General features: G+C 63.9%; 15 protein-coding genes. 11 read left to right on the top strand and 4 right to left on the bottom strand.

The genetic code is table 11. The features are described 5' to 3' along the window. The first annotated feature begins 66 nt into the window (after positions 1-66). The 8 genes from atpB to BM136_RS23070 all read left to right on the top strand — a co-directional run bounded on the left by atpB (position 67) and on the right by BM136_RS23070 (position 6,930). Complete coding sequence (gene atpB / locus BM136_RS23035) at positions 67-948, top strand: F0F1 ATP synthase subunit A (RefSeq protein ID WP_092976258.1); 882 nt, start codon at positions 67-69, stop codon at positions 946-948. 83 nt (positions 949-1,031) lie between these two features. Beyond that, a complete protein-coding gene (gene atpE, locus BM136_RS23040) occupies positions 1,032-1,298 on the top strand; it encodes a F0F1 ATP synthase subunit C (RefSeq protein WP_003262709.1) in 267 nt (88 codons plus the stop codon). 106 nt (positions 1,299-1,404) lie between these two features. Beyond that, positions 1,405-1,875 (top strand): F0F1 ATP synthase subunit B, encoded by a 471-nt coding sequence (locus BM136_RS23045; RefSeq protein ID WP_045205302.1) that lies wholly within the window; start codon positions 1,405-1,407, stop codon positions 1,873-1,875. A 2-nt stretch (positions 1,876-1,877) separates the two neighbouring features. Further along, on the top strand, positions 1,878-2,414 hold the full coding sequence (locus tag BM136_RS23050) for a F0F1 ATP synthase subunit delta (RefSeq protein WP_009239555.1): 537 nt from the start codon (positions 1,878-1,880) through the stop codon (positions 2,412-2,414). Positions 2,415-2,499: 85 nt separating this feature from the next. Next, positions 2,500-4,041 carry a F0F1 ATP synthase subunit alpha gene (gene atpA, locus BM136_RS23055; RefSeq protein WP_004628633.1) on the top strand — a complete coding sequence of 514 codons (1,542 nt, stop codon included), beginning with the start codon at positions 2,500-2,502 and terminating at the stop codon, positions 4,039-4,041. Positions 4,042-4,105: 64 nt separating this feature from the next. Continuing rightward, on the top strand, positions 4,106-4,981 hold the full coding sequence (gene atpG, locus BM136_RS23060; RefSeq protein ID WP_092976261.1) for a F0F1 ATP synthase subunit gamma: 876 nt from the start codon (positions 4,106-4,108) through the stop codon (positions 4,979-4,981). Between the two features lie 36 nt (positions 4,982-5,017). Next, complete coding sequence (atpD, locus tag BM136_RS23065; RefSeq protein WP_092976264.1) at positions 5,018-6,421, top strand: F0F1 ATP synthase subunit beta; 1,404 nt, start codon at positions 5,018-5,020, stop codon at positions 6,419-6,421. A 92-nt stretch (positions 6,422-6,513) separates the two neighbouring features. Next, positions 6,514-6,930: a F0F1 ATP synthase subunit epsilon gene (locus BM136_RS23070; RefSeq protein ID WP_009239559.1), complete on the top strand. Its 417-nt coding sequence runs from the start codon at positions 6,514-6,516 to the stop codon at positions 6,928-6,930. 99 nt (positions 6,931-7,029) lie between these two features. Here the strand turns inward: BM136_RS23070 and BM136_RS23075 are convergent, their stop codons facing one another. Continuing rightward, positions 7,030-9,429, bottom strand: coding sequence for a DUF6600 domain-containing protein (locus BM136_RS23075; RefSeq protein WP_092976267.1), 2,400 nt, complete (start codon positions 9,427-9,429; stop codon positions 7,030-7,032). 590 nt (positions 9,430-10,019) lie between these two features. On the opposite strand from BM136_RS23075, the gene BM136_RS23080 reads away from it, so the two are divergent. From BM136_RS23080 to BM136_RS23090, 3 genes are all read left to right on the top strand, one after another. After that, entirely contained in the window at positions 10,020-11,162 is a 1,143-nt protein-coding gene (locus tag BM136_RS23080) for an RsiV family protein (protein WP_092976270.1), read from the top strand. A gap of 20 nt (positions 11,163-11,182) precedes the next feature. Continuing rightward, positions 11,183-11,644 (top strand): CoA-binding protein, encoded by a 462-nt coding sequence (locus tag BM136_RS23085; RefSeq protein WP_092976273.1) that lies wholly within the window; start codon positions 11,183-11,185, stop codon positions 11,642-11,644. Positions 11,645-11,793: 149 nt separating this feature from the next. Next, entirely contained in the window at positions 11,794-12,741 is a 948-nt protein-coding gene (locus BM136_RS23090; protein WP_092976276.1) for an alpha/beta hydrolase, read from the top strand. 11 nt (positions 12,742-12,752) lie between these two features. On the opposite strand, the gene BM136_RS23095 is transcribed toward BM136_RS23090, so the two are convergent. The 3 genes from BM136_RS23095 to gstA form a co-directional block, all read right to left on the bottom strand. After that, on the bottom strand, positions 12,753-12,956 hold the full coding sequence (locus BM136_RS23095) for a DUF3562 domain-containing protein (protein ID WP_024977239.1): 204 nt from the start codon (positions 12,954-12,956) through the stop codon (positions 12,753-12,755). A 173-nt stretch (positions 12,957-13,129) separates the two neighbouring features. Then, positions 13,130-14,197: a phosphate ABC transporter substrate-binding protein PstS gene (gene pstS / locus BM136_RS23100; protein WP_092976279.1), complete on the bottom strand. Its 1,068-nt coding sequence runs from the start codon at positions 14,195-14,197 to the stop codon at positions 13,130-13,132. Positions 14,198-14,389: 192 nt separating this feature from the next. Next, positions 14,390-15,019 carry a glutathione transferase GstA gene (gstA, locus tag BM136_RS23105; RefSeq protein ID WP_092976282.1) on the bottom strand — a complete coding sequence of 210 codons (630 nt, stop codon included), beginning with the start codon at positions 15,017-15,019 and terminating at the stop codon, positions 14,390-14,392. Between the last annotated feature and the right edge of the window lie 50 nt (positions 15,020-15,069).

Consider the following 15,069-nt stretch of genomic DNA (forward strand, 5'->3'; position numbering starts at 1 on the left):
TGGTTGAATCGGGCGCGAGTCGGAACGGGTCACGAAGAATGTTTCGCAATATTGGACTGAATCATCATGGCAACTGAAGTCGCAGAAGCCGCCGGCCACGCCGCCGAGCACGCTCTTACGCCTTCCGCGTATATCGCGGAGCATTTGCAGAATTTCAATAGCATCGGCGGCAAGCAGGCCTCCGTTGTCGACTTCTCCGTCATCAACTGGGACACGATGTTCTGGTCCGTGTTGATGGGCCTGATCGGCATCATCTTCCTGGGCATCGCCGCACGCCGCGTTACCGCCGGCGTTCCCGGCCGCTTCCAGGCTTTCGTTGAACTCGTCGTCGAGATGGTTGATGACCAGGCCAAGGGCATCATCCATGGCGATCGTTCCTGGATTGCTCCGCTGGCGCTGATGGTCTTCGTGTGGGTCACGCTGATGAACGCGGTCGACTTGATCCCGGTGGACTGGGTCACGGGCGTCAACCACCTCCTCGGTACCTTTGGTGTGCACGTGCCGCACCACCGCGCGGTGGCTACGGCGGACCTGAACGGCACGTTTGGCATGTCGTTCGCCGTGCTGATCCTGATGATTTACTACAGCTTCAAGATCAAGGGCGCTGGCGGCTTTGCGCACGAGCTGCTATCGGCACCCTTCGGCGCCAAGTGGTATCTCGCGCCGTTCAACCTGATCCTCAACATCATTGAATTCCTCGCCAAGGCTGTGTCGCTGGGCATGCGGTTGTTCGGCAACATGTACGCGGGCGAACTGGTGTTCCTGCTGATCGCGCTGCTTGGCTCGGTCTGGACGTTTGGTGCTGACACGTCGGCGCTGGGTTTCGTGGGTCACGTGGTGGCTGGCGCAGTATGGGCGATCTTCCACATCCTGATCGTGCTGCTGCAAGCCTTCATCTTCATGATGCTGACGCTGGTGTACATCGGCCAGGCACATGAACACCACTAAGTAGTTGCGGTTCAGGTTCTCCGGTTCCGTTTGATTTTTCCAAGTTCTCAAGTTCTTAGTCTTTCACGTAAAAGGGAGTCATCATGCAAGCATTTCTCGCCAACATCCAAGGTCTGACCGCCATCGGTATCGGCATCATCATTGGCCTGGGTGCTATCGGCGCCTGCCTCGGCATCGCACTGATGGGCGGCAAGTACATCGAAGCCTGCGCACGTCAGCCTGAACTGATGAACCCGCTGCAAACCAAGATGTTCCTGCTGGCTGGCCTGATCGACGCGGCATTCCTGATCGGTGTTGGTGTGGCCATGCTGTTCGCGTTCGCCAACCCGCTGCTGTCGGTCATCAAGTAATTCTTTTCGGTCTGCATGATGCCGGAGGCGGCCTGGGTGAACGCTGCGCGTGACCCTCGCCGCTTCGTGCATTGATCCGTAGTCTCAATACCGAAAGGAACACACCATGAACCTGAACGCCACACTCGTCGCGCAGATGGTCGTGTTCTTCATCCTGTGGTGGGTTGTTGCCAAATTCATTTGGCCGCCCCTGGTGAAGGCGCTCGACGAACGCGCGAAGAAAATCGCCGATGGCCTGGCCGCTGCCGACAAGGGCAAGGCTGAGCTGGAGCTGGCCAACAAGCGGGTCGACCAGGCACTGACCGAAGCGCGCAATGAAGGCGCGCAACGCATCGCGGACGCTGAAAAGCGCGCCCAGATGAGCGCCGATGAGATCAAGCAAAACGCCCAGGCCGAAGCCGCGCGCATCATTGCGCAAGCCAAGGCAGAAGCCGAGCAGCAAACCGTGCGCGCGCGTGAATCGCTGCGTGACCAGGTTGCTGTGCTGGCCGTCAAGGGTGCCGAGCAGATCCTTAAGCGTGAAGTCAATGCGCAGGTCCACGCCGATCTGCTCAATCAACTCAAGGCTGAGCTGTAATCATGGCAGAACTCGCAACCGTTGCCCGTCCGTACGCAGAGGCGCTGTTCCGCGTGGCGAAGGCCGGCAATCTGGGTGCATGGTCTGAGCTCGTGTCGGAAATGGGGCAAATTGCCGCCGTGCCCGACATGAAGGCAGTCGCCGATGATCCGAAGCTCTCCAAAGCCGATGTGGCGGGGATCTTCCTGTCGGCGCTGAAATCTCCGGTTTCGCATGAGGCGAAGGAACTGGTTGGCCTGCTGGTGGCCAACAAGCGCCTGTCGCTGCTGCCGGAAATTGCCGCGCAATTCCATGTGCTGCGGAATGCCAGCGAAGGCGCCGCCGACGTCGAGATCACCAGTGCGTTCCCGCTTGAGGGCGCGCCCCTGACCGAACTGGTCGCCACGCTCGAGCGCAAGTTCGGCAAGAAGCTGCAGGCTCACGTGAGCGTCGATCCTTCGTTGATCGGCGGCGTGCGTGTGCAGATTGGCGACGAAGTGCTCGACACCTCGGTGCGCGCGCGCCTGACGCAGATGCAGTCTGCGCTGACCGCCGCGTAATGCTGCTCCGCGAGGCGCCGATGAATCGACGCGATTTCATCGACGTAGCGCGCCCGCAGACAGATTGAAGAATTAGGAGCATTCGATGCAACTGAACCCCTCCGAGATCAGCGACCTGATCAAGACCCGTATCGAGGGCTTGAAGGCTGGCGCTGACGCAAAGAACACCGGCACGGTCATTTCCGTGACGGACGGTATCTGCCGCATTCATGGCCTGTCGGGCGTGATGCAAGGCGAAATGCTGGAATTCCCGGGCAACACGTTCGGCCTCGCGCTGAACCTCGAGCGCGACTCCGTCGGCGCTGTGGTGCTGGGTGAGTACGAGCACATTTCCGAAGGCGACGAAGTCAAGTGCACGGGCCGCATTCTGGAAGTGCCGGTTGGCCCGGAACTGCTGGGCCGCGTGGTCAACGCACTGGGCCAGCCGATCGACGGCAAGGGCCCGATCAACGCCAAGAAGACGGACGTGATCGAAAAGGTCGCTCCGGGCGTGATCGCACGTCAATCGGTGAGCCAGCCGGTGCAGACCGGTCTGAAGTCGATCGACGCAATGGTGCCGATCGGCCGTGGCCAGCGTGAGCTGATCATTGGCGACCGTCAGACCGGCAAGACCGCCGTGGCCGTCGACGCCATCATCAACCAGAAGGGCAAGGGCATCTTCTGCGTGTACGTGGCAATCGGCCAGAAGGCTTCGACGATCGCCAACGTCGTCCGCAAGCTCGAAGAGCACGGCGCGCTGGAATACACGATCGTGGTGGCTGCTGCCGCTTCCGACTCCGCTGCCATGCAGTACCTGTCGGCCTACGCCGGCTGCACGATGGGCGAATACTTCCGCGACCGCGGCGAAGACGCTCTCATCGTGTATGACGATCTGACCAAGCAAGCTTGGGCGTACCGTCAGGTTTCGCTGCTGCTGCGCCGTCCGCCTGGCCGTGAAGCGTACCCCGGTGACGTGTTCTATCTGCACTCGCGTCTGCTGGAGCGTGCTGCACGTGTGAACGCCGAGCACATCGAGAAGATCACCAACGGTGAAGTCAAGGGCAAGACCGGTTCGCTGACCGCACTGCCCGTGATCGAAACGCAGGCCGGCGACGTGTCCGCATTCGTTCCGACCAACGTGATCTCGATTACCGACGGCCAGATCTTCCTGGAAACCGACCTGTTCAACGCAGGTGTGCGCCCCGCAATCAACGCCGGTATTTCGGTGTCGCGTGTGGGTGGTGCTGCCCAGACCAAGGTCATCAAGAAGCTGTCCGGCGGTATCCGTACCGACTTGGCTCAGTATCGTGAACTGGCTGCGTTCGCACAGTTTGCTTCCGACCTGGACGAAGCGACCCGCAAGCAGCTCGAGCGCGGCCGCCGCGTGACCGAACTGCTCAAGCAGCCGCAATACCAGCCGCTGCAAGTGTGGCAGCTGGCCGCGTCGCTGTACGCAGCCAACAACGGCTTCCTCGACAACGTGGACGTGAAGGACATCCTGGCTTTTGAAAAGGGCCTGCACGACACGCTGAAGACGAAGTACGCCGATCTCATCAACCGCATCGAAGATACGAAGGATCTTTCGAAGGACGATGAGGCCGCCCTGCGTGCCGCGATCGAGGATTTCAAGAAGTCCGCCGCGTTCTAACCGCGTCATTCCCGAAACTGGTCGCGCGTAGCCAGCGTGACCAGGTTTGAACGGAGAGGAAGAAATGGCCGGAACAAAAGAAATCCGCACCAAGATCAAGAGCGTGCAAAACACGCGCAAGATCACCAAGGCGATGGAAATGGTCGCCGCATCCAAGATGCGCAAGGCGCAGGAACGGATGCGTGCTGCCCGCCCGTATGCCGAGAAGATCCGCAACGTGGCTGCGCACATGGCACTGGCCAATCCGGAGTACAAGCACCCGTTCATGGTTGCGCGCGACATCAAGCGTGCCGGCCTGATCGTGGTGACGACGGACAAGGGCCTGTGCGGTGGCTTGAACACCAACGTGCTGCGTGCCGTCACCACCCAACTGCGCGATCTGCAGAACAAGGGCGTTGAGACGCAAACCACTGCCATCGGTACCAAGGGCATGCAGTTCCTGGGCCGCGTCGGTGCGAAGGTGGTCTCGCACGTCGTGCATCTGGGCGACACGCCGCATCTGGAAAAGCTGATCGGCGCGATCAAGGTGCAACTGGACGCGTTCAACGCAGGCCAGATCGATGCCGTGTACCTTGCGTACACCCGCTTCATCAACACGATGAGGCAGGAGCCGGTGGTCGAGCAGCTGCTGCCGCTGACCGCCGACAAGCTGGCGCAGAGCGACGCCGAGAAGCAGGCCTACTCGTGGGATTACATCTACGAGCCGGACGCACAGACGGTCGTCGACGAGCTGCTGATTCGCTACGTCGAGGCGCTGGTGTACCAGGCGGTGGCCGAGAACATGGCCTCCGAGCAATCGGCCCGGATGGTGGCGATGAAGGCGGCTTCGGACAACGCGAAGAACGTGATCGGCGAACTGCAACTGGTCTACAACAAGACCCGTCAGGCAGCGATCACGAAGGAACTGTCCGAAATCGTCAGCGGCGCGGCAGCGGTTTGACGCCCACGGCAAAGATTTAAGTTATTGGAGATACAAATGAGTATCGGAACGATTGTGCAGTGCATCGGCGCCGTGGTGGACATCCAGTTCCCGCGCGACGCAATGCCCCATATTTACGAGGCACTCGTGCTGGAAGACAGCAGCGAGAAGTCGTTTGCCGAGAAGGGGCTGACTTTCGAAGTGCAACAACAGCTGGGCGACGGCGTGGTGCGTACCATTGCGCTGGGTTCGTCCGACGGCCTGCGCCGCGGTATGGCAGTCAAGGGCACCGGCGCGCCGATCTCGGTGCCGGTCGGTCACGGCACGCTGGGCCGCATCATGGATGTGCTGGGTCGTCCGATTGACGAAGCTGGCCCGATCGCCTGCGACGAAAAGCGCGCGATTCACCAGAAGGCCCCGAAGTTCGACGAGCTGTCGCCGTCGGTGGACCTGCTGGAAACCGGCATCAAGGTGATCGACCTGGTCTGCCCGTTCGCCAAGGGCGGTAAGGTGGGTCTGTTCGGTGGTGCCGGCGTCGGCAAGACCGTGAACATGATGGAGCTGATCAACAACATCGCCAAGCAGCACTCGGGCTTGTCGGTGTTTGCTGGTGTGGGCGAGCGTACCCGTGAGGGCAACGACTTCTACCACGAAATGAAGGACTCCAACGTGCTCGACAAGGTGGCCATGGTGTTCGGCCAGATGAACGAGCCGCCGGGCAACCGTCTGCGCGTGGCACTGACCGGCCTGACGATGGCCGAGCGCTTCCGCGACGAAGGCCGTGACATCCTGTTCTTCGTCGACAACATCTACCGCTACACGCTGGCCGGTACCGAAGTGTCGGCACTGCTGGGCCGTATGCCTTCCGCCGTGGGCTATCAGCCGACGCTGGCTGAAGAAATGGGCAAGCTGCAGGAACGTATTACGTCGACCAAGACTGGCTCGATCACGTCGATCCAGGCCGTGTACGTGCCTGCCGATGACTTGACCGACCCGTCGCCGGCAACGACCTTCCTGCACCTGGACTCGACCGTCGTGCTGTCGCGTGACATCGCTGCACTGGGTATCTACCCCGCAGTGGATCCGCTGGACTCGACCTCGCGCCAGCTCGACCCGCAAGTGGTCGGCCAGGAGCACTACGAAGTCGCCGACCGCGTGAAGAAGACGCTGCAGCGCTACAAGGAACTGCGCGACATCATCGCGATTCTGGGCATGGACGAACTGTCGCCGGAAGACAAGCTGGCCGTGGGCCGTGCTCGTAAGATCCAGCGTTTCCTGTCGCAGCCGTTCCACGTGGCTGAAGTGTTCACGGGCTCGCCGGGCAAGTACGTGCCGCTGAAGGAAACCATCCGCGGCTTCAAGATGCTGGTGGACGGCGAGTGCGATCACCTGCCGGAACAGGCGTTCTACATGGTCGGCTCGATCGACGAAGCCTTCGAGAAGGCCAAGAAGCTCCAGTAAGAGCAACGGTCTGGCGCCGTGCGTAAGCCGGGGCCAGTACTGGCTTCCTGAAGTCCATTCAGGAAGCCGCTTTTCTGAGCAAAGGAATCGAGATGGCAACCATTCATGTAGACGTCGTCAGCGCTGAGCACGAGATCTTCTCCGGCAATGCCAAGTTTGTGGCACTGCCCGGCGAAGCCGGCGAGCTGGGCATTCTGCCTGGTCACACGCCGCTGATCACGCGCATCAAGCCGGGCGCCGTGCGCATCGAGAAGGAAGATGGCGGCGAAGAGTTCGTGTTCGTTGCCGGTGGCATTCTCGAAGTGCAGCCGAAGAAGGTAACCGTGCTGGCCGATACTGCAATCCGCGGTCACGACCTGGACGAAGCCAAGGCGAACGAAGCCAAGCGTGCGGCCGAAGAGGCGCTGCAGAACCAAAGCAGCGATCTGGATCTGGCCCGTGCGCAAGGTGAACTGGCCGTGGCCGCTGCGCAGCTTGCAGCGATCGCACGCCTGCGTCGCAAGCGCTAAGGCAAAAGTGTGTGCTGGCCGGTGTCATAGGTCGGCGCCGACGAAAAAGCAGCCCCTAAGGGCTGCTTTTTTTTGCCTGCGCATTCGCGCGGTACCTGCTCAGCGATGCTCACCTTCGCGCTTCTCTTCACCGCGATTGCCTTGCGGATGCGCTTGGGCTTCATGGTGTTCCTGTCGAGGCGGCTGAGCCTGCGGTTGAGGTTGCGGCGGGCGCGCCTCAGGCGGATGTGGCTGGGCCTGCGGTTGCGACGGGCGCATCTCAACGTGGGGTTGCGGTGCGGGACGCGGGGCTTCCATGTGCGGTTCCGGCCGGCGCTGTTCAGGTTCGGGGTGTGCGCGCATCTGCGGCGGCTCGTTGTGCGGGCGCTCCTGCATGGCGGGTGCCGGGTTGCCGTTGAAGCGATTCGGCTCCTGGCCACCGTGCTGTGGTTGCGGTTGCGGATGAGGCGCTTGCGGGCCGGGCTGCGGCAGTTGCGGACGCGGCTCGAAGGCGCGGCGCTCATCACGCGGTGTACCGGGCGCGCCTTCGCGCTGCGGTGGCCGTGTTGTCATGCCGGCCGGGCCTTGTGGCGCCTGCCCAATCTGCGGTTGTCCGGGGCGCTCCTGCGGTGCGGCGGCACCCGGCAACGGGCGTGGACGGTTGATCGAGTCCGGGGCCATGAGGGCCCGCGGTGCCGGCCCAGGCTGGGCGCTGTGCGGCGCTTGCACACCCTGCGGGTTCGGCGAACCCATCAATCCTTGTGGCCCATTCGGACCGTGCTGTTCCTGCGGGCGGCCCGGCTCGTTAACGGCGTGCGCAGGCCCATTCTGCCCACTCGGTGCGGCGCGAGTCAGACGTAGCCCTGCTGCCTGTGCAGCCGCGGGTGGGGTCGGCACTCCCATATTGGCGTGATCCCGCACCGGCGCAACGCGGGCGCCCACGTTGCCGCCCGTCCACGCCGGGCCAGCGCCCGGGAGCGCACCGCCTTGCGATCGGAACCGTTCTGCCAATGCATCGTGCCCACCTGCCGGCAGGGCGGGTGCGCGCACCGCAATCGCCTGACGTGCAAACGCCTGCGGCGGCGGCAATTGATGCGGCCCGCCGTTGGCTGCTGCGCCCACCAGGCTGGCACGCACCGGTGCCAGCGCCGGCGTCGACACAAACTGCGCGTGCGCCATCTGCGCGCGCAGTTGTTCCGGCCGCAGATGTGTCATGGCGGGGCCGACGGGCTGGCCGTTGACGAACGTCTTGGCGGGCACCGCCGTCAGTGCGGCCGGGTTGTTTGCGTTGACATAGGTGACCCGGTTCACGTTGCGAACGTTGGTCACGTTGGTGGTGTTGTTGATGATGGTCTTGTTGACCGTGACGTTGTTCACTACCACCGTGCGGTTGATGTTCGTCACGTACGTCGGGCTGGCCGCGTACACGGGGCGATACGCCTCGCCCGGCGCAAGCGGGAACCACGCCACACCCGGCGAGCCGATCGAGATGTTGATCCCCCAGCTCACGCCGCCGCCGCCTCCGCTGCCTACGAAACCGACGAGTGCCGGCGCATAGACCGGACGCGGCACCGCCGGCCCGGGCACCCAGCACCAGGTGGAGCCGACATACGCCCAGCGGCCGTAGTGGAAAGGCGCAAAACCCCACGGCGCGTCATCGACCCACGTCCAGCCCCACGGTGCCACCCAGGCCCAATGACCTGTGCGATACGGTGCCCAGCCGGCGGGCACGGCACGCGGCACCCACACGGCGCCATAGCCGTCTTCTTCACGCCATGTGCCGTTGTCGTCAAGGGCTTCGTAGCCGGTCATTTCGCGGCCGACGTAGCGGGCAGAGACAGAAGCGTCTTCGCGGGCATCGCGAGATTCCGCCCAGCGGTCGAAGGCGTCGCGGCCGGGGTTGTCGGTGCCGCCGGCCTCGGCGAGATCGGTGCCGCCAAAGCGGATTTGCTGACCGGCACCCAGCGGGGTGGAGCGGTCATCGCCGTAGGCTGTGCCCTGGCCATGCCACACGGTGACGGTCGTGCTGGAGCCATCGGGTGCGACGTCGAGACGGTATTCGCCCGGTGCCTGCGGTGTGAAGGCTAGGTTGGGCGTGTCGATCTCGATGGTCTGGTCGGGCGGCAGGGAGCGTACGCGAACCGACAGGGCGCCTTGGGTGAGCTTCACTTGCGTGTTGCGATCGTCCAGGTCGACGAGCGTGGCGCCGGTGTTCTGGCCCAGGCGCAGCGCCGTGGACCCGACGTGCAGCTCGCTGTGGCTGCCCTGGTCCGACCACAGGCGGTCGCCCGTGGTTAGTGGGCGGTTGAGCGAGGCGCCGGCCCAATCATCGGACCCAGCGGGCGCGAAGCTCACCGTGCCGGAAAAGTCCGACAGCCGCGCCACCCGTGAGGCCGGATCGGCGGCCATCGCGGCCTGCGCACCGCAAACAAGCAATACGGCGGCAACGCCCACTGCGCGCAACACATGCGGCAGCCGTACACCTGAGGAGAGAGGGGAACGGCGGGAAACATTGGACATGATGAGCCCTCGTTTTTTATGGCGGCCTGTGCCGCGTGGATGTCTCCATTTAACGCGGCAGGCGCCGAGGGGTCGACTTGCCTTTGTAAGAGCGTGTTTCGTCGCGCAGGAAGCCGATAGACGCATCGGTCGTATCCAGGGCGTTGGGGAAAGGCGGGAAGCAGGCGGGCAGGCGCGCGAATTGCGCATACAAAAAAAAAGCGCGCGGGCCGGGGAGCACCGCGCGGACGGGAAATCCCTTCGAGGGGTCAATTCGAAAGGAGGGGGTAACCTTGCACCGCAGGCCGTGTCGCCGCCACCGCTGGGCCAGATATGGCGCACAACAATTGGACACAAACGCCGGGGTGCGAAGGCATTGTGGGTGACGGGGTGGCCCCGAGGCGTAACAAAGTGTGTCGGATTGCAATCGAATGCAAGCGTGGTAAAAGCCGCTTGGTGTGAGCCCAAAATCGCTTCGAAGGCGCGTTCGGGGAACGCCTGCTGCACCCGCACAGTCCCATCGGTTTGCCGCTTAGGCAGACGGGGCTTGGAAAAAGACGAACCAGCGGGGTGTGTCCTAGTCTGGGGTGTCGGGTTCATAGGAGGGAGGCATGCACAGGCATGCGATGCACCATGTGTTGCACAAGTCGGTGAGGGCGGGCGTTTTTGTTACCTTGATGGGGGCACTTGGCGGGGCCGGTGGCGCACAGGCCGGCACCGAAGCCGCCTCGGCTTCACCTGCTACGCCTGCGAGTGCGCCCCCCGCCTCCGCACCTGTTGCTTCTGCGCCAACTGTCCCACTTGCAAAAACGAAAGAGCAGTCCGAGCGTCTGGCCGGCAACTTCTGGCAGGGGGCTGTAGGAAAAGGCGCCGACAGCCCTGGCTGGAACGTCTGGTTGAACGTGTACGACCCGCCACCCAAAGAGCAGGACAAAGACAAGGATCCGGTGGCTGACACGCTGACCGGCGAAGCCTACGATGACCGCCCCCAGGGCCGCGCTTTCTGGACCATCGAAGGGCGCAACGTGCCCGAGCGCCGCTTCGTGTGGCGCGAACGTGCGGAAGCGCTCGATGCGGCCGGCCAGTCTGTCGTGCGCGAGGGCGGCACGCTCTCCGGCGCGCTCTCGGCCGATGGTGCCGCTGCTACCGGAACCTGGAGCGACGGCGGCCGCAGCCAACCCTTCACCCTCAAGCGCATGGCGCGCTATCAGGAGGCCACGGGCGCCTCCGGCCAAGCCAAGCTGACTGAGCGCTATCCGGTGACGGGCGATGCCACCATCGACGCGCTGATCCAGTCGCTGCGCGTGCGCAAGTGCGACCAATACGACACCGAATGCGTCATCCGCATCAGCGCCGTCGGCCTGGGCGACACCGTGAGCCTCTTGCGCATGGTGTGGGCTTACAGCGGCGGCGCGCATGGCAACTACAGCTTCACCGCCGGCAACTGGCGACGGGGCGCGCAGGGTTTTCAGCCGATTGTCCTGGCTGATGTGCTGAACCCCACATCCGCCTGCCTGCAGAGCTTCAATACGCAGATTGTCGATGCGCTCAAGCGCGAAGGCGCACCGGATGCGCCGCGCGGCGCGCTCAAGGAGCGTGATCTGCGTAACGCCGCGTTTCCGTTTACGCTGCAAGGTGACCGCATCGTCGTGCACTACGGGCCGTACGAGGTCGGCCCGTATTCGTCGGGGGCGTTCCGTGCCGCCGTGCGCTTCGATGACCTGGGCTCCGCCTGCAAGCGGCCCACAACCTGATTGCCTCTGCATTGCCAACCATGTCTGCCAATCCTTCCTACGTCGACGAGCAAGCCACCATGCGCAGGCTGCTGTCCGGCAAGACCATTGCCGTGGTCGGGCTGTCGCCGCGGCCGACGCGGCCCAGCTATGACGTGGCGCGCTATCTGCAACAGGCCGGCTATCGCATCGTCCCCGTCAACCCGCAGCACGCGGGCGAAGACGTGCTCGGCGAGCCTTGCTACGCCACGCTTACCGAAGCGGCGACGACGCTTGCCGCCGCCGGCCAGCGCATCGATCTGGTCGATATCTTCCGGCGCTCAGAACAGGTTCTGCCCGTCGTGCAGGAAGCCGTGACGCTCGGCGTGGGAGGCATCTGGGTGCAGCTCGGCATCGTGAATGACGAGGCGATGGCCGTGGCGCGCAACGCCGGCATTCCGGCCGTGCAAGACCGCTGCACGAAGATCGAACACTGGCGACTCGGTATCGGCGAGCAAAAATGAACGCCGGCCCCACGGCCTTGTGACAAACACGATGGTGCAGGGGGACAGAGGTTTCGTCGACGACCGCGCCGATCGCTTCCTGACGGATCAAGGGAGTTCAGCCAACCTGGCGCGCTACACTCTGGCGGTCATCGCATCCTGCTTAAATCATGGCCGTCGATCCGCAAATCCTGCAGTTCTACCAACGCCTTGCCGAACAGTTCGGCGCCTTGCCCCCGCCTGAAGACGCGCCCGCGCAGCGCGCGCGCTTTGAGGCGATTGCTGCGGTATCCGACCGGCCTGATCCCGAAGGCGTTGACGTTTCAGACTTCAGCCTGCCGCTCGCCGGGCGCACGCTCGACGCCATCGTCTTTCGGCCAAAAGGCGTGACCACGCCGCGCTTGCTGGTGTGGTTCCACGGTGGCGGCTGGGTGGTCGGCGCGCCGCGCACAACGCATCGCATGCTCGCCGCATTGGTGGCGCAAGACACGGGCTGTGCCGTTGTGAGTGTCGATTACCGCCTTGCGCCCGAGCATGCGTTTCCCACGCCGGCGGACGATGCACGCGACGCGCTCGCATACCTGGCCGAGCAGCGCTCGCACCTCGACTTTGATCCGGACTTCCTTGCGGTGGGCGGCGACAGCGCGGGCGGCCATCTTGCGGTGCAGGCCGCGCAGGGCATGCGCCCCGGTCTCGTGAATGCTCAGTTGCTGCTGTACCCCGTTACCACGCCCGCTTTCGGTAGCGAAAGCTACAACGCGTTTGCACAAGGCCCCGGCCTCACGCGTGACGAAATGCGCTGGTACTGGGAGAAATACATCGGTGCAGACGCCCTCGCCAAGCCGCTCGCCGAGCACGACCCACGCATCTTCCTGATGGCGCGTGCGCCGGCATATACGCCGCCCGACACCGTCGTCATCGTGGCCGCGCACGACGTGTTGCGCGACGATGGCCTGCAATACGCCGACTACCTCGTGCAGCACGGCGCGCAGGTCATCACCATCGAAGCCTCCGGCATGACGCACGCCTTTGCGCGCATCCAGTTCGAAGCAGAGCGCGCACGCGAATGGATGCGCCGCGCAGCGCATGCATTCGTCGGGATGATCAGCGAGGAATAAGCAGGGCAGGGCTAACGCGTGGGCGTGCGGCGCGGGCGGAACGCGGCGAGCACCCGGCGTGTGACAAACAGCGAGAGATAGTCGTGCACGCTGGCATCTGCGGCCAATGTGCGCATGGTCTGCATGTACTGCTCACGGACGAGATCAGCCGGTGCGCCGGTGTCCTGTGCGATCTGGTGGATCTGCTCGTCCTGGTCTGCGATGGCGGTACCCATGTTTGCTTTCCGGTCGTTGCTTCGGCGATGACGCGCGGGCTGACTTGCGCGGCGAGTGACCACTATAGGAAACGCGTCGGAACAATCCAGCCTTGTTGCAAAGCTTTCAATGGGTCACCTGCGCAGCATCAAAACGGTGCTGTTGCCAGTGCAGACACTGCACCCGGCAATGATCATTTGCCCCAGTTCGCGGGCATGCTCTGCAGGCCGATGGCGGCGCCCGACGTATCGGTCACGCGTGCCAGTTCGCGATACGCAATCGCCTGCACGCGCTCGGGCAGCGGCACGAATTTCGCACGCGCGGCCAGCTCGTCGCCGTGGAAGTAACCCCACGTCAGGAACTTCAGCGCGGCCAGCGTGCGCGGCCCCGATGCGCTGACTGCCGGCACGACAATGAAGGTGCCCATCGTGATCGGCCACGTCTCGGCACCCGGCAGGTTGACCAGCGGCGCAGTGAAATCCCCCTTGCGGTTCCAAGCGCTCTGCATCACCGCTTCGCGAAAGCCGCTCACCTGGGCGCTGACAAAGCGGCCCGCCAAATTGCGTAGCTGCACGCCGCTCAGGTCGTTGTCGAGGATGTAGTTGTAGTCGACATAACCAATGGCGCCGGATGTAGCCTGCACCGCTTTGACCACATCGCCGCTGCCCTTTGCGGCCGTGAAGCCCGCAGGCCAATTGATGGTCGACTTGGTGCCGTAAGCGCTTTTCCAATCGGCGCTGACTGCGCTCAGATAATCGGTGAAGTGGTACGTCGTGCCAGAGCCATCGGAGCGCACGACGGGATGGATCTTCAACTTGGGCAGCGTCACGCCCGGGTTAAGCGCACGCAGCTCCGGCGCATCCCAGCTCTCGACCTTGCCGAGGAAGATCTGCGCCAGCAGTTCGCCCGTCAGTTTGAGCTGACCGCGCGGCACACCCGGCACGTTCACAAACGGCACCGCACCTGTCACCACCGACGGCACGCAGACGAGGCCTGCCTTGGCAGCCTCCGCGCTGGAGAGCGGCACGTCAGACGCACCAAAATCCACCGCGCCCGCGCGAATGCGCTTCAGGCCTTCTCCCGAACCTACCGCGTCATAGCTGAGCGCAACGCCCGACGATGCGGCATACCCTGCCGACCAGACGCGATAGACCGGCGCAGCGGCGGTCGAACCTGCGCCGCGCACATCGGCGCGTGCGAGGGGCGGCAAGCCCGCAGCCGCAATGGCAAGGGCGAGGGCGAGAACAGCGTGCTTGAACATGGGCGGAGCTGCGGGCTGCAGAAGACGCAAAGCGTGCGATTGTAGCGACGCGCCTGTGACAGCACGGCGTGCAGCCCTGATAGAGCCCATCTACAACATGGGGATCTGTTGTAAGACGTTCCGCAAACGTTGGGCGGAGTAGGGGGTGGGGTCGGCGGTTTTGTTTAGGGCCGGCCGATCCCAGGCCATCGGTCAGGCGACGGCGCTGGCTGCATCGGCTTTGATCAAGCCTTCCGCCGTCAACGCTTCAACCACCTGCGGCCGCGCACCTACCCGCGCCATATACGCCTGCACGTTCGGATACGCGCTCATCGGCAGCGCCAGGAAGTTCGTCCAGTTCAGCACCGCAAAGGCATAAGCGTCGGCCACGCTGTACGTGTCGGCCAAGTACGGCTGTTTGGCGAGGCGGGCGTCGAGTTCGGCAAAGCGCTTGGCGAGCTTGTCCTTGGCACCCTGGCGGGTGGCTTCCGGCGTTTCCTTGTACCAGAGCGGCCCGAAGCCCTTGTGCAGCTCGGTGCTGACAAACGTGAGCCATTCGATCACGGCCAGGCGGTGCGCGCTGCCCGGCTTGCCGATCAGGGCCTGCGCGGGGTCGAGGTCGGCCACGTATTGCAGCAGCGCGGCGGCTTCGGTGTGGCGCGAGCCATCGGCCAGCTCCAGCAGCGGCACGTAGCCGCGCGGCGAGATCGTGTAGAAATCCGTGCCGTCGGCGGTGAGGTGCTTGGCCAGGTCAACGGCGGTCAGGTCAAACTGCGCACCCACTTCGCGCAGGGCGATATGAACGGCCAGCGAGCAGGCGCCGGCGGAGTAGTAGAGCTTCATGGTTGTCATCTCGTGAACGGGTTGGGAGCCGCCGACGGCGGCGGTGACGA

The sequence above is a fragment of the Ralstonia sp. NFACC01 genome, assembly GCF_900115545.1.
Classification (GTDB): domain Bacteria; phylum Pseudomonadota; class Gammaproteobacteria; order Burkholderiales; family Burkholderiaceae; genus Ralstonia; species Ralstonia mojiangensis.